A 21,831-nucleotide genomic window follows, 5' to 3' on the forward strand; every position below is an offset into this window, starting at 1 on the left:
TCATGTATTATTTCGCATCCGACATCCACCTGGGAGCCGGCGATGCCGCGACGGCACGGGCGGTCGAAAGACGCTTCGTGGCGTGGCTCGACGACGCGGCCCGGGATGCGGAGGCGATCTTTCTGGTCGGGGACATCTTCGATTTCTGGTTCGAATACCGCCGTGTGGTCCCCAAGGGCTTCGTGCGGACGCTGGGCAAGCTGGCCGAATTGACCGACCGGGGCGTGCGGGTGGTCTTCTTCACGGGCAACCACGACATGTGGGTCGGCGACTATCTGGCGCGCGAGTGCGGGCTGGAGATCCACACCTCGCCCGAGGTGATGACCCTCTCGGGCAAAAAGGTCTTCATCGCCCACGGCGACAACATGAAGATCGACGGGCAGCCGATGCTCAAGTTTCTGAACCGCATTTTCCGTTCGCGGACGTTGAGATGGCTCTTTTCGTGGGGCGTGCATCCCGACTGGGCGCTGCGCTTCGGCCATTGGTGGAGCGGCAGGTCGCGCAAGGGGCACGGCGAGGAGGCGGCCCGCGGGGCGTCGCTGACCGAACCCTACACGGGGTCTTCCGAGCCGCACACCGAGCCGCTGGTCGAGTATGCCCGCGAGTATTCCCGGACGCATGCAGTCGATCTCTTCGTTTTCGGACACATGCACTTCCCGCGCGACTGCCGCGAAGGGCGGCTGCACGTGGTGAACCTCGGCTGCTGGGCCGAAAATCCCTCCTACGCCGTGCTGGACGCGGCGGGGGAGCTGACGCTGAAAATGCCGGGCAAGACCTCGGTTTAGCGATAAAACGATTAAATGACGATTCTGTGAAACAATACCTCGATCTGTTGCGCCGGATCAAGACGGAAGGCGTCGTGCGGGGCGACCGCACGGGAACCGGGACCAAGGGGGTCTTCGGCCACCAGATGCGTTTCGACCTGTCGGAGGGCTTTCCGCTGCTGACGACCAAAAAGGTGTTCCTCAAGGGGGTTATCCACGAACTGCTGTGGTTTCTGCGGGGCGACACCAACATCAAATATCTGGTGGACAACGGCGTCCATATCTGGGACAACGACGCCTACCGCCACTACAACGAACTGTGCGTGCGCCACGGGGTGCTGCCCGTCGGCCGGGAGACGTTCCTCGCCTCGGCGGGCGTCGAGTCGCCGATCGAAGGCTACCGCTTCGGCGACCTGAACCATGTCTACGGCTACCAGTGGCGTTCGTGGCCCCGGCCCGACGGGGGCGTCGTCGACCAGATCGCGCAGGCCGCCGGGCTGATCCGCACCAATCCCGAATCGCGGCGCATCGTGGTCTCGGCGTGGAACGTCGCCGAGATCGACGCGATGGCCCTGCCGCCGTGCCATGTGCTGTTCCAGTTCTACGTGGCCGGGGGGCGTCTCTCGTGCCAGCTGTACCAGCGCAGCGCCGACACGTTCCTCGGCGTGCCGTTCAACATCGCCTCCTACGCCCTGCTGACCTGCATGATGGCGCAGGTGTGCGGCTTGCAGCCCGGCGAGTTCATCCATACGCTGGGCGACACGCACCTCTACCTAAACCATCTGGAGCAGGTCGACGAGCAGCTTTCGCGCGAGCCGCGTCCGCTGCCGAAACTGCGGCTGAACCCCGCCGTGAAGTCGGTCTTCGACTTCCGTTACGAAGATTTCACGCTCGAAGGCTACGACCCGTGGCCCGCGATCAAGGCCCCGATGTCGTTTTAAACCCGCAGCAGATGAATATCCTGATTCCGACCGTTTCGTCCGAAAGCGTCGAGGCCCTTGTTTTCGATCTGGGAGGCGTCCTGCTCGACGTGCAGCTGCAACGCACGCTCCGGGCTTTCGAGGCGCTGGACATCCGCGGACTGGGAGCCGCCGAGGTCATCGACGGGAACAGGGCGTGTTTCCGCGACCTCGAACTGGGACTTATCACGCAGGAGGAGTTCGCGGAGGCTGTGCGGCGGACGTTTCCCGCCGTCGCCGCCATCCCCGACGAGCAGCTGCTGGAGGCGTGGAACGCCATGCTGATGCCGTTCGACGTGCAGCGCGTGGAGTTGCTCCGGGAACTGGGGAAGCGTTGCCCGGTCTACCTGTTGAGCAACACCAACCTGCCCCACCGCATCCGCTTCCGGGAGTCGTTCCGCGAGCGTTTCGGCGGGAGCTTCGACGAACTGTTCGTGCGGTGTTTCTACTCCGACGAACTGCATCTGCGCAAACCCGACCCGGAAATTTACCGGAGCGTCGCCCGGCAGATCGGGACCCCGCCCGGAAAACTGCTGTTCATCGACGACAACGCCGCCAACGTCTCCGCGGCCCGCGGCGAGGGATGGCAGGCCTGTCACCTGACGGGCGGAATAACCGTAACAGACCTTTTCGAATTATGATAAGTTTGATCGTAGCCGTCGCCGAAAACGGCGTTATCGGCGACAGGAACGCCCTGCTGTGGCACATTTCCGAGGACCTCCGGCATTTCAAGGCCGTGACCACGGGCCATCCGGTCGTCATGGGCCGCAAAACCTGGGAGTCGCTCGGGCGTCCGCTTCCCAACCGGACGAACGTCGTCATCACGCGTCAGAATATCGAGATCCCCGGCTGCACGGTGGTCCATTCGCTCGAAGAGGCCGTCGCGCTGTTTCCCGCGGACGAGGAGGTGTTCGTCATCGGCGGGGCGCAGATCTACGCCGCGGCGCTGCCGCTGGCCCGGAAGTTCTACCTCACACGGGTCTTCCGCGCCTACGAGGGCGACACGCGTTTCCCGGCGTGGGACGAGCGCGAATGGCGGCTGGTGTCGTCGGAGTCGTTCTCCGGCGGGAAAGATTACCCCTGGCCGTTTGCCTTCGAGCTTTACGAACGGCGCTAAATTACGCATTTATACCACCGCCCGTCCGCCCCGGATTCCCTACCTTTGCAGTGCAAAGGTTTTTTTTGTATATTAGGTATGGGGAAGTATTTCGATATGCTCATGGAGGATGTGCGGATGAAGGAGGGTCTTCACTCGTGCATGAACTGCGGGGTCTGCACGGGCGTCTGCCCGGCGGCCGAGTTCTATAACTACGACCCCCGTCAGATCGTCTCCATCGTGCAGACGCGCGACGACGAGGCCATCGAGCGGCTTTTGAAGAGCGACACCATCTGGTATTGCGGCGAGTGCATGTCGTGCCGTCCGCGCTGTCCGCGGGGCAATACGCCGGGCTATGTGATCCAGGCGCTGCGCACGCTGTCGCAGAAACTGGGCTTCTTCGTCGAGAGCGAGAAGGGCCGCCAGCAGCTGGCCCTGAAACGCATCATCGGCGAGAACATCCTCCGCACGGGCTACTGCATCGTCCCGCGGCTGGTGAAACCCGACCTGCATCCCGAGCAGGGGACCGTCTGGAAATGGATCTACGACAACGACCGGGAGATTTACGGCCAGTTCACGCCCGTCTACATGCGCCACGGCGCCGGGGCCTTGCGCCGTCTGGACGAGGAGTCGCTCGCCGAGATCAACGAGATATTCAAGGTCAGCGGCGGCAGCGAGATGTTCGACACCATCGAGCGGCATTCCGACCGCAAGGCCCGCGAAATGGGCTACGAGGAGGGCGCCGACCAGCAGTACATGATGGATGTCTTCCTTTCGAACAGCAACGAACATTATTGACGATGACGATGAAGCGAAAGAGTTGGCAGGACTACCAGAAGGAGATCGCCGACGACCACTATTATTACGCGCGCAGCTGCATCCGGCAGAATTTCTTCCCGGGCAGCGAGAAGCTGTTTATCGACATGCTGCGCAACGACCTGGGCAAGGACCTCTCGGACGACCCCAAGCACTCGTCGTGCACGGGGATCGGCTACCATTCGGACATCGTGCCGCTGGAGACGATTATGACCGTCGTGGCGCGGCAGTTCGCGCTGATGGGCGAGGCGGGGTATGAGAACCTCGTGACCTCGTGCATCACCTCGTTCGGCGTTTACACGGAGATTCTGGCCACGTGGCACGAGTTCCCCGAGACGGAGGAGAAGACGCGCGAGAATCTCTGGAAGGCGACCCGGCGCGAGTTCAAGAAGCCCGCGAGCCTGGCCCACACGTCGGATGTCGTGTTCCATTTCCGCGAAGAGATCGCCGCGCGGGCCAAAAAACGGCTCGTCAACGCCGCGACGGGCGAACCGCTGAAGGTCGTCGAGCACATCGGCTGCCACTACGCCAAGATATTTCCGAAATCCGGGATCGGAGGATCGGAGTTCCCCTATGTGCTGGCCGGCATGGTCGAGTCGTGGGGTGGCGAGTGCGTCGACTATCCCGAACGCCGCCATTGCTGCGGATTCGGGTTCCGCAACTACCTCGTGCAGGCCAACCGCGGCTATTCGATCGCCAACTCGCACAAGAAACTGGAGAGCATGGCGCCCTACAAGCCCGATTTCATCGTGGCCAACTGTCCGGGCTGCGCGATGTTCCTCGACAAGTGGCAGTACGCCATCGCCGAGATGGAGGGCACGACCTACGGCCAGAACGGCCACGGAATCCCGGTGCTGACCTACGAGGAGATGGCCGGGCTGGTGCTGGGCTACGACCCCTGGGAGCTGGGCATGCAGATGCACCAGGTCGACGTGGAACCCCTGCTGGACAAGATGGGCGTCGAGTACGATCCCGCGGCCAAGTATCTGGGCCGCAACGGGAAATATATCGGAAAACCCGAGTCGGCGGTGGTCAACTGCTGCCCGACGGATACGATTTACGACATCAGAGAATAATGAAAAAACGAGTTATCATTATAGGCGGCGGCGTTGCGGGCATGCAGACGGCCCTGCGTCTGGCGGAACAGGGCGTCAGCCCGGTCATCATCGAGAAAGAGGCCGAACTGGGCGGCAAGCTCCGGGGCTGGCACGTGCTGTTTCCGTCGTTCACCCCGGCGCAGGAGGTGCTGACCGAGTTGCGCCGCAGGGTCAACGAGAGCGGCATCGAGGTGATGACCTCCACGGAGGTCGCGGGCTTCACGAAGGAGAGCGTCACGCTCGCCGACGGGCGGACGCTGCCGTGCGATTCGGTGGTCGTGGCCAGCGGCTTCACGCTCTTCGACGCCTCGATCAAGGAGGAGTACGGCTACGGCATCTACGACAACGTCTTCACGACGGCCGACATCGAGCGCATGTTGAACGAGGGGCGCGTGGCCAAGGCCGACGGATCGCGCCCCAGGCGCATCGCCTTCCTGCACTGCGTGGGTTCGCGCGACGAGAAGGTCTGCCAGCAGCACTGCTCGAAGGTGTGCTGCATCACGGGCGTCAAGCAGGCCATGGAGATGAAACAGCTCTTCCCCGAGGCCGACGTTTTCAATTTTTACATGGACATCCGCATGTTCGGTCCCGGTTACGAGGAGATGTACCGCGAGGCGCAGCAGAGATACAACATCCACTTCCTGCGCGGACGCATTTCGGAGGCCAGCCCGACGATCGACGGACGGGTGCAGATCAAGGCCGAGGACACGCTGACGGGCCGCCCCCTGCGCATGAGCGTCGACATGCTGGTGCTGATCGTGGGCATGCGGGCCAACGACGACAACGAAGCGTTTGCCGCAGGCACCGGGCTGAACCGCGCTCCGAGCGGCTTTCTGGCTCCGCGCGACATGTTTCTCGGCAATGTGAAGAGCAACGTCGACGGCATTTTCTACGCCGGGACCATTACGGCGCCCAAGAACATCGGCGAGTCGTTGAACGAGGGCATCGCCGCAGCCGACGCCGCGGCCAAATACGTGGAGGCATAGCAATGGCGGCGATCAATTTCGGATACACCATTTCGAAGCCCCGGGCCATCGACATCGACCGCAACAACCTGCGCAAGAGCGACGAGATCCTGCGCGAGATGCCCGAGTTGCAGACCTGCATCGGCTGCGGGGCCTGCACGGCGGTCTGCACGGCGGGCAACCTCACGGAGTTCAATTTCCGCAAGGTCCACACGCTGGTGCGCCGCGGCGAATACCAGGGGGCCTACGAGGAGATGAACAAGTGCATGCTGTGCGGCAAATGCCGGCTGGTGTGCCCGCGCGGCATCAATACGCGCGGCGTGGTGATGCTTATCAAACGTAAACTGGGGGATTTCTGACGATGACTTTCTACGCGCCATTCTGTCTGCCGTTCATCATCGGCGCTGCGGTGATGTTCGCCGTCCTGGCCTGGAAGTGGGGGACGTGGCTCTACCGCCTGCCCCGCGCCGACAAGAAACGGATTCTGTTCGGACTGCCGACGCGCCGCACCTTCGGGGCGGCGTGGGAGGTGGTGAGCGAGTCGCTGCTCCACCGCCGCATCTTCCGGGTCAACCCCCTGCTGGGGTACATGCACATGTCGCTGGCTTTCGGCTGGTTCCTGCTGATCGCCGTGGGGTGGGCCGAGACGATCGCCTATCTGGGCTTCCGCTACGTGCCGTTGCAGGGACACGTCTTTTTCAAGTATTTCGCCACGGGGCTGGAGCACAAGCCGTTCTTCGATTTCACGATGGACCTCCTGCTGCTGTTCGTCCTCTCGGGCGTGGCGCTGGCCTGGGGCAAGCGTCTCTACTCCCGGGCGATGGGCATGCGGCGCACGACGAAGCACGTCCCGGGCGACCGGGTGGCCTTGTCGGCGCTGTGGTTCGTGTTCCCGGCGCGTCTGGTGGCCGAAAGCGCCACGTGCGCGCTTTACGGCGGCGGGGGATTCCTCACCGGGAGCCTCGGGGAGTGGATGTCCGGGCATATCGGCGTGATGCCGCTGATGAATCTCGAAACCGCGGCGTGGTGGTTCTACTCCTCGTGCCTCGGCGTGTTCTTCGTGGCGTTGCCGTTCTCGCGTTACATGCATATTTTCACGGAGATACCCCTCATCTTCCTGCGCCGTTACAACCTGCGCTCGGGCGAAAAGGAGTCTTCCTACGATAATTTCCAGGTCGAGGCCTGCTCGCGCTGCGGCATCTGCATCGACCCCTGCCAGTTGCAGAGCGTGCTGGGCGTCGACGACGTGCAGTCGGTCTACTTCCTGCGCGACCGCCGTTACAACATGCTGCGCCTCCAGACGGCCGACAACTGCCTGATGTGCGGCCGCTGTGCCGAGAAATGCCCCGTCGGCATTGATCTCAACACGCTCCGCGTCAACTCGCGCGACAAGATGCACAACGTGCCCGACGAACGCCGCTACGGCTATTTCAAGGGTCTCGACCGCTCCGAAGGTGCGGGCAAGGTGGGCTATTTTGCGGGCTGCATGACCCTGCTGACGCCGCGCACGATGTCGGCGATGTCGGCGATCTTCGAGGCCGCGGGCGAGGAGGTCTGGTGGGCCGACCGCGAAGGCGGCGTCTGCTGCGGCCGGCCGCTCAAACTGGCCGGCGAGACCGATTCGGCGCGCAAGATGATGAAATACAATGCAGACCTGTTCCGTAAGCACGGCATCACGACGCTCGTCACGTCGTGCCCGATCTGCCTCAAGGTCTTCCGCGAGGATTACGACCTGCCGGGTATCGAGATCCTGCACCATTCGGAATATATCCTGCGGCTGATTCGTGCGGGCCGCCTTTCGCTGGAGCATGGCGCGATGCGCTTCACCTACCACGACCCCTGCGAACTGGGGCGCGGCAGCGGCATCTACGACGAGCCGCGTGCGGTGATCGAAGCCGTGGGCGAATTGCTCGAACCCGCCTCGACGCGCGAGAACGCCCTCTGCTGCGGCTCTTCGGTGGCCAATACGGCCATCTCCGACGGCCAGCAGGTGCAGATCGCCCGGTCGGTCGCCGCGCAGCTCGACGCCACGGGGGCCGAGGTGATCGTCACCGCCTGCCCGCTCTGCAAAAAGGCCATCGGCCGCGGCACGAAGAGCGAGGTGCGCGATCTGGCGGAGATCGTGGTTGCAGCCATAAAATAATTCGGTCCTCTAACCGGTTGACAAACAGTGTGCAGCGTGTGTGAAGGAGTTTTTTAGCTGAAATTAATTTGCCGGAATGGAAAATTTGTCTTATCTTTGCACACGCAAAAGCGATAGATCATCGGTCTAAAGATATATCGCGGGATGGAGCAGTTGGCAGCTCGTCGGGCTCATAACCCGAAGGTCGGAGGTTCGAGTCCTCCTCCCGCTACCAAAGGGGCTAAACAGCAATGTTTGGCCCCTAATTTTATGCCCTGTAAAATGTTTAAGTATCTTATAATCAGCAAATAAACAAAATTGTTATATTTTAAGATATTTTAATAATTATCCAAAATCGGGGCATTTTGGGGGTTCTTTGGAATACCGGGCAAAATCTGAAAATATCGGTATTCCAGACTTGTAATGAAAAGTATTCCAGCAGGTTATAAAACGATCTGCTGACTATGGTTGAAATATTACGAATCACTTACTATCTCTATGAATTTAAGCGTACAAAGCAAGGAGAGGTCCCTATCTATTGCAAGCTGACTACTGACGGGATTAACCGTCAGCAATTCTCTACCCGGCTGTATATCAGACCTGAAATTTGGGACAAAGACGCTCAATGTGTCCGTGGAACCTCGGAAGATGCCGTGCTGATTAACCGTCGCTTGCAAGACATCACCATCGAACTCAAAGGTATAGAGCGTAAATTGTACGAAGCGGACGGGAATGTCTCGCTGGCTGAAATCTACTCGATCTACAAGCACAAGACGGTGGAGGAACATACGTTGTGCGGGATTTTCCGGGAGCGTCTGAACAAGATGGAGCAACTCGTAGGCAAAGAGTATTCACCTACCACATTGCAAAAATTCCGGGAGGTTTTCGCCCATGTAGAGCGGTATATCCGCACCTCGTATAATACGCAGGACATTCCCATCCGAAGCGTGGACTACCGCTTTGTAAAACAGTTCGAAGAAGCACTCATAGTGCAAGGTCTGAAAGCCATCACCATCAATAAAATCATGCAGCGGGTGCGTCAGATGGTCACTTACGCTTTCAAGTGCAACTATATCCAGCAGGACCCTTTCGTTGAATACAGGCCCTTAAAAGAGCGTAAACGGCTGGTATTTCTCACGCAGGAGGAACTGCATAAGCTGGAGCATCACCATTTTGCCCAGAAACGGCTGGAAACGGTGAAGAACATCTACCTCTTCTCGGTCTATACGGGGCTTGCCTACCATGAAGCGCAGGCGTTGCAACCGAAGCATATCACGAAAGGATTTGACGGCAGGAATTGGATAACGCTTGTCCGTCAAAAGACGGACCGGGAGGTTTCCGTTCCATTGCTCCCGCAGGCTGAGAAACTGATAGCCTGGTTCCGTGAACTCAATAGTACGGACGATTATATCCAGCCGCGGATTTCCAATCAAAAGGTCAATTCCTATCTGCGGGAAATTGCGGATGTGGTGGGTATCGACAAGAAATTGACGCATCACACGGCCCGGAAAACCTTTGCCACGACTATCCTGCTCTATAACGATGTGCCTATCGAGGTGGTGAGCAAACTGCTCGGACACTCCGATATTTCGGTTACCCAGCGCTCCTATGCGCAAGTTTTGAATAAGAACATCAGCAATCATATCGGGCGGCTGGAAAAGGTGTTAGGGGAATAAATGATTAGTGAATAGGGACTTGATAATCTCAATAACATCTCGTATCTTTACATGACTGCCTATGGTGAGAGCGTAGGCAGATTTTAAAAATATTTCATGTATGAATGACGATAAAATTGATCCCAAACTACGGGCTATTCTATCTAAAATCCCAGCTAATACCGTAAAGATAGAGGACCCTCGCTATGAAATCTTCTATCCGAATATCAGCGGTTACTGCGATGGTATAGGCTATTACCGGAACTACATGTACAACGGAGCTTCCATAGACACATTTAACGACAAGAAAAATCCAGTCCGGTATGAAATCGTCTATCACGACGATACGCAAAAGCGCATAAACTGTGTGCGGCTGATATTTCATGAAAGAAAGAAATTGGGAGATATTTTCAATCATTTACCTTATGGAGTGATTAAAAAGAATATTCCTGGTATTGGAGCTACTACACTTGCATTACAACAACTTAGTCATACGATAATAGTTGTTCCGACAAGAGCATTGGCGTATGCAAAATATGTAACGGGCTACAATAATGACAAGACTAAGAATAGGTATCTCTATGTCGGGAGCGATATAAATGAATGTCGCAAACCGACGGATGAACAGATATACGAGTATCTTACCCAAAAAGTAGACCCAGGCACTTATAAGAAGATTATAGTTGTTGCAGATAGTCTGGGGCGGGTAATGAAGCAGTTTAAATCTGCTCCGTTAAAACTTGCAAAGATTATCGAAACACATTGGGAAGAAACTCATACGCCTATGAAGATAACGCCAGAAGATATATATTCTCATAATAGTCTTTGTTGGTATCTTATGGTGGATGAAATCGACTCATACCAATCTGATGGGGCATTTCGTCCTGCAATGGAAAATGTCATCGACTATTATCTCGAATTTCCACCGATCAAACGATGTCTTGTGTCTGCGACGATTCGCCCATTCTCCAATCCGCAATTACAGGAAGAACCTGTCTTAGAATTAAATTATGAAGAAAAGGATAGGCGAGATGTTGAATTGATTAATACGACCAATATTCATATAGAGGTCTGCAATGCCATAAGGCATTTGCGAGAAAACTTTTTTACAGATAAAATTGTAGTAGCCTATAATTCGATTACGTCTATTCAGAAAATTATTGCTCAATTACCCAAAGAATTGCAGAAAGAATGCCATATTGCTTGCAGTCCTGACAGTAAAGAAAAAGCGGGCGAATTCTTCACAGTTCTTCAACGTAATCTTGCGAAACCAATTACTTTTATCACATGCTCTTATTTTGTAGGAGTAGATATAAAGGAACGCTTTCACTTAATATCGGTTTCAGATGTACGGCAAATATACACGATTCTGTCGATAGACAAATTATATCAGATTTCGGGCAGATGTCGCCATGAGGCTGGTTTATTGAGTGAAGCCATTATTTATAATTCAGCAAATAAAGATGCAAAGGATTATGGTGAATTTTTGGTTCAAAGAGCTCTTGATTTGAGCCAAGATATTTGTAGCCTTTCTAATGTTGTCAATAAATTGCATGAAAAGCATCCGGAATTATTATCTGAGAATTTTCTTCGTCTGAAAGATGATATTGTAGATCGTACCAAACAAAGTTATTATGGTAGCAGTCCGATAGAGATCGTTCGCGTTAATAAAGATCAAGAGATTGTTCCAGCCTATTTCAATGTAGATGCTATTGCGGAATATGCATTTTTAAGAGGCCATTTGTATAGCAACCCTAAAATACTTCATAATGAATTGTTGAAGTCATGTAATATTACTTTCTATGATGAGAGAGACCCTGCTTTTACAGATATACAAAAGGAGATAGAGGACGCCATAGACGATCAATTCGAAAACAAACGTCTTGCATCAATATCTGAGGTTATAGAGAAATTGAAAGAACTCCGGTTGCAGAATAAATTAACAGATGCATCAATCGCACATTTACGCCGGAATCGCCATCGTGAGGACTATAAGTTTATTGACCGATTCTCAGAACTTTATAAGTATGTGCCTTTCGATATCTTGGTGGCAAAACTGCAAGAGGGGAATGCTAAGACATACAGAGGGTTTATGCGGAGTGCTAAATATCTTGCATTATCTGAAAAGCATGCTTTCAAACAACTTATCAAGGGCAGTTTTGAGATTAATAAGAGATATACTCAAACGGAAATATTGGAACGGCTCAATGTTATTTTTGAAAGAGAAGATATTCCCAAATTGGGAGGAACTTATCAGGCTGTTCAGGAACTCCATTATTTTTGTACTACAACACGACCTCAAAATTCTTATTATGTGATTCAGTCACATAAACCGGCATTAGATTTCGAACCATTATCGGAAGTGTCAGATGTGGGAATGTCTTTAAGGAAATACTTTGACTACTAATACTCATTTACTTGTAATATATACTATAAAGTAAATGAGTATGCGAGTAAAAGGCTTGTCATTTCTGACAAGCCTTTTTGTTTATTAAAATGATTTATTCTGATGAAAAAAAGATGTAAATTGCATAAAAATAGCTTTCTCATTATATGAATATTTACTTGATAATAGCCATTGGTTATCTGATAATATGTGTGTTATGCTTATTCTTGACAAAACCATTTCGGGATTTAATCCGAAATGATATGATATTATCCAGTTGGCAAGAATTTGATGGATGGAAAAAATTGGGTCTAATAATTCTATACCCAACTTACGCTGTAATAATTTTACTATTTCTTCCTTTCTTGCCATATTATTATATTAGAGATAAATTCATGCCTCCCTCTCAACCCGAATTAGAGAAGCAACGCTTGAATGAATATGATAACTATAGGAAGACACACTATTGTGAAAAAATATGTTTTCTAGATAAAAAGTATGATAATGATTTTCTGCTTGATGAAATTATATACATTGAACCCGTATATAATGCTTCGGTAAATCAATATATAATATCTCATTATGAGACTTTGCAGCGTGGATTTAGGTCTGTAAATTATAATTTTATTTACCTGCCTAAAAAAGATATAACTAGCGATGTTGTAAAACAAATATCCTTTTATAATTATGCAATAAAAGCCGGTAGTTCTTCTGATTATACTAAAAAACTATATGAACATCTTATATCAATTATCGGTACAAGCCAAGTTAATGGCCCTGCAACAATTCTAAAAGCGCGTGGGAAATATGATGATTGCGTAAAACTATATATTGTTCCTGTTGATCTTGAGAATATAGAATTATCATTTCGATGGCATATTCAAGGATGCTATCTTCCCAGAACAAGATATCGTAAACAAGGTTTTAATATTGAAAATATCGGGAATGATGATTACGCTGATGAATGTTTTAATGTAGAAGCTCAACGGTTGATGGATGAGATTGTAGAACGCATTAATAGATTACAATTATTGGGGTATAAGAAACTTGTATTGGATTCTATCATTCCTAAACATATATTGGCATCTCCTCAAGTAAGTCGATTACATATTACAAAGGATTTTCGCATCTTTTTGACAGAGTATGATAATACGGAAATAACAATGACTCCGTTGCCTAAGGCTGTATTCATACTTTTCCTCAAACATCCGGAGGGTATTTTATTTAAAGAACTCCCGCAATATCGTGGAGAATTGCTTGAGATATATAAACGGATAACTAATCGGGAAAATATGCAGGATATTGTTGAAAGCATAGAGCAGGTTACTAATCCGCAACGGAATTCCATTAACGAGAAATGTTCGCGTATCCGAGAAGCATTTATTACGCACTTTGATGAATCGCTGATGAAACCCTATTTCATTACAGGAGAACGGGGGCAGACCAAGAAGATTGCATTGGACCGGGCTTTTGTAACTTGGGAATTAGAATAACTGCAAGGCTTGCAGAAATCGCTGTGGGAACAGCCGTTTGACTACATTTGTAACGGCAACAACTTTTTTAAGAACGGAGTAGTATTCTGCATAAAATGACTATATTTGTAAGGTCTACGCGTATAGACATACATACGACTTTCTTAAAAGAAAGTGTCTGACTGATTCTTTATAACGAAATCTGGTAAATTTCAAGCAGGAGAATGAGCCGACATCTTTCACGCTATCTAATGGCGTGGGTTGTTGCTTATTTTACTGCAAGGTTTACCAGAGCCCGTTATATAAAATAAGTCGGCAACTCCACGCTTTCTTTATTTAGTAATCCCCGTAGAGGAGTTGGGCGGGAACCAATAAAAGGTAAATTATGGGATTATTTAACTTTCGTTCTACTCCGAAAGATCGGGTTATCGGTATTCTCAATACAAGTTCAGAGATCATATTTGATAATGGATTCAAAGATGTTGTATCTGGTGCTAAGTTAAATGTACAAACTATTAATTTACATGCACAATACTATTTTGAATGTCAAATCGTAGCTTTGACACTAATAGCTTTACATTATCAGCAACAATTTAATATCTCAACCGGGTTAGATGATATTCTAAAAGCATCTAATCCGTTAAGGAAAACATGCATTGATTTAGCAAATATTGGAGCTAAAACCTCTATTATTTTATCGAATTGTAGACAATTAGATGAAACATCTCGCTATAATGATGTTCAAAGTGTACTTGCATATATTTTATATGAAAGGTACTATTATTATGATACAATATTAACATTGTTATTATATCGTAATAAATCTGATTTTGATTATGAACTTGAATATGAAGGGATGTATGAACTCCAAATTAACCAATTATACAAATTATCACATAATCCGTATATGAAAAAACTACAAATTGGTCGGCCTCAATTTACTTTCGATAATATACCAAGCCAATATATTGATATGTTACATGCTTGTCAAACGGCTCAACTGATTATTGAAAACTCTTTATAAACAATTTAATAAATTAAATATGGCAATCGTATTAATAGTCATTGCAGTCCTTATCATCTGGTTTGTATGGGGATTGAGTAATAAGAACAAGACAGCTGATAAAGTCGCCTCTATGGGAGGGATGAGGGTTGTATACGCTACCTTAATTAATGAATATCTATTAATCGGAGGACAAATCACAGCCGAAAAGAAAGATGCCGTCTCTTTGGTTGTACATGGAGAGTATATAGACTCTCCGTCATATTGGATCAATATTGTACAGAACTTTGATGAGGTGTCTATTGCTGTTGTCGCAGCTACACTCGTATTGGGTTTAGGCACAAAGGTACAACGGTTATTCTCCTTTCCAATAGGGATGGACCAACATCTGATGGTTAGTCAAATCAGAGAAACAATGGAACGTCTTATAGCCGAGAAAATGAAGATGTAAAGTAGTGTTTTACGATTATAATTAAAGTATAACTTATGTTTTGGTATAGGATAGTCGATTGGTTCAACGACTTGTCGGAACGCAATCGGATTGTACGAAATTTTAATAAATCGGCCCGCGACGCATTTATATTGGGTGCGGCCCCAACTCTTTTGGAGGCAAGAATTACCAAGGGAGATTCAAGCTATAAACACACTTTCTCTAAATGGAATTCCGGATTCCGCATTAAAGCAATGTCTGGCCGAGCATTGTCGCGTGACGAAATGATTACGATTGGAAATGTTATACTAAGCAATTCTGTACTCATCAGACAATTAGTTGCTTTGGGCTGGGACACGTTAGAAGTTCATGATGATACAGGTTTTAAGGGGCTTAAATGGCCACTACGTAAATTTATTTTGGAATTACCCGAATAGCTATGATGACTATTATATTACAAATACAAGATTCTGTGAATGCTGTCAAATATTCAATGGAAACAATGTTGCCACAGTCTGACAGCAATTTGTGGATGTGGATTTCCATATTTGAAGCAATTTGTATAATCGTGTTGCTCTTAATTTTATTGGGGTCTCAAAATAAGTACACCGAGATTCAACGACAATTTAAAGCAAATGCCCAAAAAGAGGATGTGGATTTTAACAATATAATTGTAAGTTCATTCCACGCAGGCGATCTTTATAATCAGTTGAAAAAAGTGTGCCATCCGGATAGATTTTCTTCGAATCCAGAGTTAATGTCCAAAGCAGATAATTTATTTCAGCAAATTACTCAAAATAAGCATGATTTGAAAAAATTGCAGGAGTTGAAAGCAGAGGCTATGAAAGAACTACATATCAACATTTAAAAGATATTATTATGCAAATCATTTTATTAATTCTACGTATCGTTATTTGTGTTATTGTCGTTAAACAGGCTCAAAAGAAAAATCGTAGTGCTGTGGGCTGGGGCATATTCGCGTTCTTCCTACCGATAGTTGCGTGGATATGGATCAGTTGCATGAAAGTCAATATGGAATGGTCGGAATCAAAATAGCCTTATGTACTGTGTAAATTGCGGTAAACAAGTTGATAGTACGATTCCGATATGTCAAGATTGTGCGTTGCTTGTATTACATAATAGCCCCGATAATTCGTTGTCAAAAAAAGTTGCATTGGAAGCTGAGGATTTTAGCATCATATTAGATTCAAAAATAGCGAGCTCGGAGTTAGAAACAGATAACGAGGTAGAATCTACATCTGAGCCATCATCAATCGTTTATAAAGATGAGGATAATAACACACTATTGATGGGCATAGTTGTTACAATTATCATGATAGTAACAATCATAGTATTGGTATCTATTAGTGGTTCTTTTTGAAAAGAGCTATTATTCCATAATCATGAAAACTCCTCAATTCTACTGCCTCACCTGCGGCTACTCCGATTCCTGTGTAGGCCATCGTTGGGAAGATGGTACACCATTAGCCAAATTCACCTCCTTTGCTTGTAAGGATTGTAAAAGACTGTGTGATAATTCATATCTAAAAGGTGTGCCTAATATATTAACGACTACATGGAAACCGACTTGGGAATATGTCCCCGATGAACCTTTCTGCATGTGGTGCGGGTCAAAGAACGTCGAGGAGTGGAGCGAAGATAATCCGGTATGTCCTAAATGTGGAGGAGTAATGAAGAAATTATGAATGTACGACAGATTTATAAGTGGATAGTATTAAGGATTAAAGAACGGTATAGGGAATACCCTGAGTATTATTTAATCCTTGATGGTAATTGGCTAAATAATGAAGATGAAGAGATATAATACCCATATACAATTTACTCACTTACTTTGTAATAGATATATGAAGTAAATGAGTATAATATTATGTGCCAATGCTGTCTAAACTTATAAAATACATATTAGCTGTTATATCTATCCTATTTGGTGTGATGTTATTATTAGGTATATGCTTAACTATTGGAATAAGCATGCCATCATCATCTTATACCAAGGACCAGATAGAGCGTTTATTTGACATTCATTTACCCGCATATAAAGAAGATTCACTTTGGCGTCGTGAATCATTTACACATGATATTTCAGAGGATCAAGAGCTCCAATTTGATTCCGTGAACCAGCGAGAATGGATGATGCTTTTGGATAATATCAAGTCAAGGATCGGTGATACGACAATGGTGGATATTACAGTCCATAAGTATTCCAAGTCTTATCCCCGTATAGATGGCTTTAAGGGCGGCTACGGATTCTCGCTTTATAAAGATTACGAGCAAGCCTCGCTTGTAATTGATACGATACTGTATAGAGGTTATTTCGAATATAAATCGTATTGAATCCAATGAAAGGTTATTTGTCCATACTTATTGTGCTGTCAATAGCTGGATGTACTTATTTACAACCCTCGAACTTGGGAGCAGTCGATGCTTGTAAGTTATCTTCCGTAGATGATACAACATTTTGTAAAAGTATTAATACCGCTGATTCTATTTGGATTAATCCTCTAAATAAGATTGTAAATTCAAGGATACTTGAAAGAGATAGTCTACTTTATGTGTATTTCAAATATCATCAAAATGTGAGTGGACACGAAGTAACCGGATGTTGGATGCCATTTGATAGGCATAGTGAAACAGGTTATATCGTACTAAATTTTTGCGATACAAGCAGTAAAAAGTCTTTCCAATATACCTCGACTGAGGCATACACTAATTTTAATTTGTATCAAGTAGTATTTTCAGAAGATTTCAAAGGACATCACGATGGAGATGTTTATTATTTTGAATACGTATCACCGTGCTACAATGATTCTTGGCAAAAGTATAATAGCATTGGCTATTATTCTCCATTCCAATTCTTCGACGTGGATTTTGACGGGAAACAAGAACTGTTAATAAGCGATTGGGGGCAATACCAGAGTGGAAATCATTATGAGGTTTACAAACTTGATAGAGATGGCTTGAAGCTGATGAATGATCTTCCATTCAACGCTATTGATAATTGTACCATAATCAACTCGGAGAACCAAACTATTAGCCTATATCAATTTGACGGAATTTCAGACTGTTGTAAAGCTGTCTTTTCGAAGCATTCAGACCATATTAAAAAGATTATTCCAATAGGCTTATCAAATGGGTGGACAACAGGAGGCAATATTTTGAAAGAATATTACAAGCAGAATAAAATGAATTTTAAACTCGATTCGCTTTACCAATATTTCAATCAAGATTCAATATATATTTATGCTACAATAAATGGGCGCTTAACCTTTGTAGAAAAGCAGTCACTATAATAGTCGTACTCATTTACTTGTATATAAATTAATAAAGTAAGTGAGTAAGTAAGATTATTTTCTCCGGTCATATTATCACCTAAATTCGGTTCCTCGTAGAATTAACTATTAAATATGGAGTAACTATATCTGCTCCTTGATTGCAATATAATTGGCCCGATTCCTGCCTTTTTGGGGTGAAAAAGTCGCACGATTTCTTCATAAATTCTACCCCGAATTCAACTTTCCTATCATAATGGGAGAAAAATGCGGATTTATATGGTGAAGATAGCGATAATAGCAATAAGGTGTTGTTAGTGGCTAATACGGATATGTCAAGCTAAAATTTTTCACCACAAAAATTTTTTGCAACTCCCCGAAATTATTTGAGTGCAGGATATTCCCCGAATACCCCCCCCCGCTTTGCGGGATTGGGGCACGACCCCGGCTATCCTTTGGGGATAATCATATTATTCCCGCGTATTGTCGAATCTCAAATTTATGGCTATGACAAACACACTCAAATTCCTGCGGACCTTCACCCTCGACGAGTTCAAGGAGTGGAAAGGAATCCTCCAAATCCGCATCATTCGCAACGAGCAGACGGGAAAGTATTTCTTCGGATATGGCGATAAGGCGGGCGCCGTTACCTCGAAGTATCCCGCAGAACCGCTCGATCATCCCGTCGTTTCGGAGGTGATCTCCGAGGAGAGCGGCGAGCAGTTTCTCCTGCTTCACAATGCAGGGGACAACCCGCAGTTCACCACGGTTGCCACGCTGTAACCCTATCTATCTCTCCATCGAAAGGCTGTTCCTCCACTCCGGGGGAGCGGCCTTTTATCATGTTATTACGAGTTCAACCAAATTCATTCATTTCATCATGCAATTACGTCATTCACAACGCCGGGCAGCCAAGATGCGCTTAGCCCTGCAAGGAGCCTCGGGGTCGGGCAAGACCTATTCGTCGCTCCTTATCGCCCACGGCATGACCTCCGACTGGTCCAAAATCGCTGTCATTGACACCGAGAACGGGAGTGCGGACCTCTATGCCCACCTGGGAGCCTACAACGTGCTCTCCCTCTCGGAGCCTTACAATCCCGAGAAATACATCGACGCCATCGGTATCTGCGAAAGCGCAGGCATGGAGGTTATCATCATCGACAGCATCTCCCATTGCTGGGATTACCTGCTGGATTTCCACGCCAATCTGCAAGGCAACTCCTTTGCCAACTGGGCCAAGGTCACGCCCCGGCAGAACGCCTTTATCCAGCGGATTCTCAACTCCTCGTGCCATGTGATCTGTACGATGCGAAGCAAGCAGGAGTACGTGCTCAACGAGCGCAACGGGAAGATGATCCCCGAGAAAGTGGGTCTTAAAGCCGTACAGCGGGATAATGTAGACTACGAGTTCACCATCGTATTCGATGTCAACATGAAACATTATGCGCTGGCTTCCAAGGACCGCACGGAGCTTTTCGCCGGAAAGGCGGAGTTTCCGCTGACTGAACAAGTCGGGATGCAGATTCTCGACTGGTGCAACCAATGTCGAACCCAACCCTCCGCAAATTATGGAACAAGCTATCCCGCGGGCAGAATCGCACAATAACGTACTGCCCTTTACGCTCCGTGAAGATGCACGGGATGCAACACAGCTGATTATCCCCTCGCCCTCGTTCGAAGTGCTGGAAGAATCCCCGTTCCGGGAAACTCCCGAAGAACAGCCCCGCAAGCCTTTCATCGAGGCCAATACCAAGGCTGTTACACTCAGCCACCTCCAGAACGATTGCATTACCCCGGTGTTCTCCAAGGACAACGAGGTGACCATCTCGCACAATCAGTTCATCGAAACCATGTGGGAGTGTGCGCAACGGATGTTCCGAAGCTGTACGGTAGAGGAGCCCGAGATACGAGTGAGCCATATCGTCAAGGGACGGACTCCCGAAGCCATCCACAAGGCCGTAAAGGACCTTACCGACGAGGACAAGACCATCTATTACGAGCGGATGATGTTCTGCATCGAGATACCAGCCGTAACGGAGGTTATCGACGGATGCAGGCTCAACCTGACTGTAGGAGGTGTAAGGGCCTACAACCAGGAGAACCTTTACAGTAAGAAAGGCTTCGAGAAATTCAAAGTCTTTATCGGGTTCAAGAATATGGTGTGTTGCAATATGTGTGTGGCCACGGACGGACTGGCCGGAGAGATGCGGGTAACGAACACGCAGGAGCTGACAGCAAAGATTACGGAACTGATCGCAAGCTACAATGCCAAGCGGCATTTGGAGCGGATGCGGGCGTTGCTCGATACCTCCATGTCGGAAAGTCAGTTCGCGCAGATGGTGGGAAAGGCTCGGTTGTATCAGTTCCTATCGCCAGCACAGCGCAGGCAACTCCCGGAATTCGAATTCACGGACTGTCAGCTGAACGTCATTGCAAGGGCCTATTACAACGATACGGTGTTTGCATGCGACAAGCAGCGCGAGATTGATCTGTGGAGGGTATTCAACCTCTTTACTGGAGCCAACAAGTCCAGCTACATAGATTCGTTCCTCGCAAGAAGCAGGAATGCGTCGGTATTCACGGAAGGAGTGGCAAAGGCGATGGCGGGAGAGAAGGAGTACAGCTGGTTTGTGGAATAAGATATAAAATAAAAGTGGGTTACTTTTTTGTATATAATCCACTTTTTATTATATTTATATCTACAAACTAAAATGTTATGGATTCCGAAATTCTAAAAGCAGTATCAAGTATTGTTCAGCGAGCTGAACGTATGATTGATGATGCTAAAATACAGTCTACCTATGAAGAAATAGGGGTTATTCCTCTCTTAAATAATCGTAATAATCAAATTATTTATGGTCGAAGAGGAACGGGGAAAACCCATGTCTTTAAATATTTAGCGTCTGAATTAAAGGAAGACAATGACATTGTTGTATATGTTGATTGTCGGACATTGAGTTCTGCATCCAGTTTTGAAGATTCTTGTCCATCGCGAAAATATCGTAGTCATGCTATTTTTAGAGATATAATAGGTGAAATAGAAGATGTTGTAAAGCAATATATTGCTTTGAATGCGCCGAATAACTCGGCACTAGCATTGGACGCTTTGGAGCAGATGATTAAAGCGACTTCGATCAAGGAATCTAAAAAGAGAGATACGCGCAAAACTGAAGTAAGAGGACGGACTATTACGGATAATGTGGGAATGAAATGTTCAATACCTCAGTTGACGCTAGATTTTGATTCCAAAGTAGAAGAGGAGAGTACTGCTCAAACGACTACGTCATATCGCATGGAAGAGCACGAAAAATTAGTTTTCCCAGACATAAATTATAAAGCGCGAGAGCTTGTTCAACATCTTAAGGTGAATATCTATGTTTTGTTAGATGAATGGTCTTCTATTCCTTTAGATGTGCAGCCATTTCTTGCAGATTGTATTAATAAGAGTTTTTTCGCGATACCTCATTTTATATTTAAAATTGCTGCATTAGAATATCGTTCCAATTTTACTATTGTGATGCAAAACAATCTGCATATTGGATTTGAGTTAGGGAGTGATATTTCGTCTAATTTAGATTTGGATGATTATTTTGTATTTGATAAAAATCCTGATAGTATCACTGCTATTTTTGCAGGTATTTTATCTAAACATATCAAAAGTGAATTACCTGAGGGGTATTTGGATAAGATTAAGATTACGTCAACACAGCAATTAATAAATTATCTACCCGTTGGTTGAATTAAAAAGTTAGTAAAATGACAAATGAAAGGTTGTG

22 protein-coding genes and 1 tRNA gene are annotated in these 21,831 nt (G+C 47.8%); all 23 read left to right on the forward strand.

Annotated elements, in window-relative coordinates:
- The first annotated feature begins 2 nt into the window (after nucleotides 1–2).
- The 23 genes from DWW03_RS13610 to DWW03_RS13715 all read left to right on the forward strand — a co-directional run bounded on the left by DWW03_RS13610 (nucleotide 3) and on the right by DWW03_RS13715 (nucleotide 21,794).
- Nucleotides 3–785 carry a UDP-2,3-diacylglucosamine diphosphatase gene (locus DWW03_RS13610; protein ID WP_015547658.1) on the forward strand — a complete coding sequence of 261 codons (783 nt, stop codon included), beginning with the start codon at nucleotides 3–5 and terminating at the stop codon, nucleotides 783–785.
- Nucleotides 786–811: 26 nt separating this feature from the next.
- Nucleotides 812–1,705 carry a thymidylate synthase gene (gene thyA, locus DWW03_RS13615; RefSeq protein WP_044054539.1) on the forward strand — a complete coding sequence of 298 codons (894 nt, stop codon included), beginning with the start codon at nucleotides 812–814 and terminating at the stop codon, nucleotides 1,703–1,705.
- Nucleotides 1,706–1,716: 11 nt separating this feature from the next.
- Nucleotides 1,717–2,364 carry an HAD family hydrolase gene (locus tag DWW03_RS13620; RefSeq protein WP_022061405.1) on the forward strand — a complete coding sequence of 216 codons (648 nt, stop codon included), beginning with the start codon at nucleotides 1,717–1,719 and terminating at the stop codon, nucleotides 2,362–2,364.
- Nucleotides 2,361–2,840, forward strand: a complete 480-nt coding sequence (locus DWW03_RS13625; protein ID WP_022061404.1) for a dihydrofolate reductase — start codon at nucleotides 2,361–2,363, stop codon at nucleotides 2,838–2,840. The genes DWW03_RS13620 and DWW03_RS13625 overlap by 4 nt, the downstream gene beginning before the upstream one ends.
- 78 nt (nucleotides 2,841–2,918) lie before the next feature.
- Complete coding sequence (locus DWW03_RS13630; protein WP_015547656.1) at nucleotides 2,919–3,617, forward strand: 4Fe-4S dicluster domain-containing protein; 699 nt, start codon at nucleotides 2,919–2,921, stop codon at nucleotides 3,615–3,617.
- Between the two features lie 2 nt (nucleotides 3,618–3,619).
- Nucleotides 3,620–4,711, forward strand: a complete 1,092-nt coding sequence (locus tag DWW03_RS13635) for a CoB--CoM heterodisulfide reductase iron-sulfur subunit B family protein (protein ID WP_044054538.1) — start codon at nucleotides 3,620–3,622, stop codon at nucleotides 4,709–4,711.
- Nucleotides 4,711–5,718, forward strand: coding sequence for an FAD-dependent oxidoreductase (locus DWW03_RS13640; protein WP_022061401.1), 1,008 nt, complete (start codon nucleotides 4,711–4,713; stop codon nucleotides 5,716–5,718). The genes DWW03_RS13635 and DWW03_RS13640 overlap by 1 nt, the downstream gene beginning before the upstream one ends.
- Before the next feature lie 2 nt (nucleotides 5,719–5,720).
- Nucleotides 5,721–6,056 (forward strand): 4Fe-4S dicluster domain-containing protein, encoded by a 336-nt coding sequence (locus DWW03_RS13645; protein WP_015547654.1) that lies wholly within the window; start codon nucleotides 5,721–5,723, stop codon nucleotides 6,054–6,056.
- A 2-nt stretch (nucleotides 6,057–6,058) separates the two neighbouring features.
- Nucleotides 6,059–7,840, forward strand: a complete 1,782-nt coding sequence (locus tag DWW03_RS13650) for a (Fe-S)-binding protein (protein WP_118406899.1) — start codon at nucleotides 6,059–6,061, stop codon at nucleotides 7,838–7,840.
- A 138-nt stretch (nucleotides 7,841–7,978) separates the two neighbouring features.
- Nucleotides 7,979–8,054 (forward strand) — tRNA-Met (locus DWW03_RS13655).
- A gap of 229 nt (nucleotides 8,055–8,283) precedes the next feature.
- Nucleotides 8,284–9,495: a site-specific integrase gene (locus DWW03_RS13660; protein WP_118406900.1), complete on the forward strand. Its 1,212-nt coding sequence runs from the start codon at nucleotides 8,284–8,286 to the stop codon at nucleotides 9,493–9,495.
- A gap of 100 nt (nucleotides 9,496–9,595) precedes the next feature.
- The gene (locus DWW03_RS13665) at nucleotides 9,596–11,881 is read left to right on the forward strand and encodes a hypothetical protein (protein WP_118406901.1); all 2,286 of its coding nucleotides are present in this window, start codon (nucleotides 9,596–9,598) and stop codon (nucleotides 11,879–11,881) included.
- Between the two features lie 146 nt (nucleotides 11,882–12,027).
- Complete coding sequence (locus DWW03_RS13670) at nucleotides 12,028–13,353, forward strand: hypothetical protein (RefSeq protein WP_118406902.1); 1,326 nt, start codon at nucleotides 12,028–12,030, stop codon at nucleotides 13,351–13,353.
- A gap of 364 nt (nucleotides 13,354–13,717) precedes the next feature.
- Nucleotides 13,718–14,356, forward strand: a complete 639-nt coding sequence (locus DWW03_RS16480) for a hypothetical protein (protein WP_147344320.1) — start codon at nucleotides 13,718–13,720, stop codon at nucleotides 14,354–14,356.
- A gap of 19 nt (nucleotides 14,357–14,375) precedes the next feature.
- Nucleotides 14,376–14,786, forward strand: a complete 411-nt coding sequence (locus tag DWW03_RS13675; RefSeq protein ID WP_118406903.1) for a hypothetical protein — start codon at nucleotides 14,376–14,378, stop codon at nucleotides 14,784–14,786.
- A 35-nt stretch (nucleotides 14,787–14,821) separates the two neighbouring features.
- Nucleotides 14,822–15,202, forward strand: coding sequence for a hypothetical protein (locus DWW03_RS13680; RefSeq protein WP_118406904.1), 381 nt, complete (start codon nucleotides 14,822–14,824; stop codon nucleotides 15,200–15,202).
- Nucleotides 15,203–15,204: 2 nt separating this feature from the next.
- Nucleotides 15,205–15,633, forward strand: coding sequence for a molecular chaperone DnaJ (locus tag DWW03_RS13685; RefSeq protein WP_118406905.1), 429 nt, complete (start codon nucleotides 15,205–15,207; stop codon nucleotides 15,631–15,633).
- Nucleotides 15,634–16,661: 1,028 nt separating this feature from the next.
- On the forward strand, nucleotides 16,662–17,120 hold the full coding sequence (locus tag DWW03_RS13690; protein WP_118406906.1) for a hypothetical protein: 459 nt from the start codon (nucleotides 16,662–16,664) through the stop codon (nucleotides 17,118–17,120).
- 5 nt (nucleotides 17,121–17,125) lie between these two features.
- Nucleotides 17,126–18,076 (forward strand): hypothetical protein, encoded by a 951-nt coding sequence (locus DWW03_RS13695; protein WP_147344322.1) that lies wholly within the window; start codon nucleotides 17,126–17,128, stop codon nucleotides 18,074–18,076.
- A gap of 486 nt (nucleotides 18,077–18,562) precedes the next feature.
- The gene (locus DWW03_RS13700) at nucleotides 18,563–18,838 is read left to right on the forward strand and encodes a hypothetical protein (RefSeq protein WP_015548057.1); all 276 of its coding nucleotides are present in this window, start codon (nucleotides 18,563–18,565) and stop codon (nucleotides 18,836–18,838) included.
- 133 nt (nucleotides 18,839–18,971) lie between these two features.
- Nucleotides 18,972–19,661 carry an ATP-binding protein gene (locus tag DWW03_RS13705; protein ID WP_229108465.1) on the forward strand — a complete coding sequence of 230 codons (690 nt, stop codon included), beginning with the start codon at nucleotides 18,972–18,974 and terminating at the stop codon, nucleotides 19,659–19,661.
- A complete protein-coding gene (locus DWW03_RS13710; protein WP_118406909.1) occupies nucleotides 19,624–20,694 on the forward strand; it encodes a DUF3871 family protein in 1,071 nt (356 codons plus the stop codon). The genes DWW03_RS13705 and DWW03_RS13710 overlap by 38 nt, the downstream gene beginning before the upstream one ends.
- Nucleotides 20,695–20,771: 77 nt before the next feature.
- Nucleotides 20,772–21,794, forward strand: coding sequence for an AAA family ATPase (locus DWW03_RS13715; protein ID WP_118406910.1), 1,023 nt, complete (start codon nucleotides 20,772–20,774; stop codon nucleotides 21,792–21,794).
- Nucleotides 21,795–21,831: the final 37 nt, after the last annotated feature.

The organism is Alistipes sp. AF14-19 (genome assembly GCF_003461645.1).
GTDB lineage: Bacteria > Bacteroidota > Bacteroidia > Bacteroidales > Rikenellaceae > Alistipes > Alistipes shahii.

Bases quoted from the DNA above. Each gene is read 5' to 3' on its own strand.
- DWW03_RS16480 (WP_147344320.1), top strand. From the start codon at position 13,718: ATGGGATTATTTAACTTTCGTTCTACTCCGAAAGATCGGGTTATCGGT.
- DWW03_RS13700 (WP_015548057.1), top strand. From the start codon at position 18,563: ATGACAAACACACTCAAATTCCTGCGGACCTTCACCCTCGACGAGTTC.
- DWW03_RS13670 (WP_118406902.1), top strand. From the start codon at position 12,028: ATGAATATTTACTTGATAATAGCCATTGGTTATCTGATAATATGTGTG.
- DWW03_RS13645 (WP_015547654.1), top strand. From the start codon at position 5,721: ATGGCGGCGATCAATTTCGGATACACCATTTCGAAGCCCCGGGCCATC.
- DWW03_RS13690 (WP_118406906.1), top strand. From the start codon at position 16,662: ATGCTGTCTAAACTTATAAAATACATATTAGCTGTTATATCTATCCTA.
- DWW03_RS13675 (WP_118406903.1), top strand. From the start codon at position 14,376: ATGGCAATCGTATTAATAGTCATTGCAGTCCTTATCATCTGGTTTGTA.
- DWW03_RS13695 (WP_147344322.1), top strand. From the start codon at position 17,126: ATGAAAGGTTATTTGTCCATACTTATTGTGCTGTCAATAGCTGGATGT.
- DWW03_RS13635 (WP_044054538.1), top strand. From the start codon at position 3,620: ATGACGATGAAGCGAAAGAGTTGGCAGGACTACCAGAAGGAGATCGCC.
- DWW03_RS13660 (WP_118406900.1), top strand. From the start codon at position 8,284: ATGGTTGAAATATTACGAATCACTTACTATCTCTATGAATTTAAGCGT.
- DWW03_RS13625 (WP_022061404.1), top strand. From the start codon at position 2,361: ATGATAAGTTTGATCGTAGCCGTCGCCGAAAACGGCGTTATCGGCGAC.
- DWW03_RS13705 (WP_229108465.1), top strand. From the start codon at position 18,972: ATGCGCTTAGCCCTGCAAGGAGCCTCGGGGTCGGGCAAGACCTATTCG.
- DWW03_RS13680 (WP_118406904.1), top strand. From the start codon at position 14,822: ATGTTTTGGTATAGGATAGTCGATTGGTTCAACGACTTGTCGGAACGC.
- DWW03_RS13710 (WP_118406909.1), top strand. From the start codon at position 19,624: ATGGAACAAGCTATCCCGCGGGCAGAATCGCACAATAACGTACTGCCC.
- DWW03_RS13620 (WP_022061405.1), top strand. From the start codon at position 1,717: ATGAATATCCTGATTCCGACCGTTTCGTCCGAAAGCGTCGAGGCCCTT.
- DWW03_RS13685 (WP_118406905.1), top strand. From the start codon at position 15,205: ATGATGACTATTATATTACAAATACAAGATTCTGTGAATGCTGTCAAA.
- DWW03_RS13715 (WP_118406910.1), top strand. From the start codon at position 20,772: ATGGATTCCGAAATTCTAAAAGCAGTATCAAGTATTGTTCAGCGAGCT.
- DWW03_RS13650 (WP_118406899.1), top strand. From the start codon at position 6,059: ATGACTTTCTACGCGCCATTCTGTCTGCCGTTCATCATCGGCGCTGCG.
- DWW03_RS13665 (WP_118406901.1), top strand. From the start codon at position 9,596: ATGAATGACGATAAAATTGATCCCAAACTACGGGCTATTCTATCTAAA.
- DWW03_RS13610 (WP_015547658.1), top strand. From the start codon at position 3: ATGTATTATTTCGCATCCGACATCCACCTGGGAGCCGGCGATGCCGCG.
- DWW03_RS13630 (WP_015547656.1), top strand. From the start codon at position 2,919: ATGGGGAAGTATTTCGATATGCTCATGGAGGATGTGCGGATGAAGGAG.
- DWW03_RS13640 (WP_022061401.1), top strand. From the start codon at position 4,711: ATGAAAAAACGAGTTATCATTATAGGCGGCGGCGTTGCGGGCATGCAG.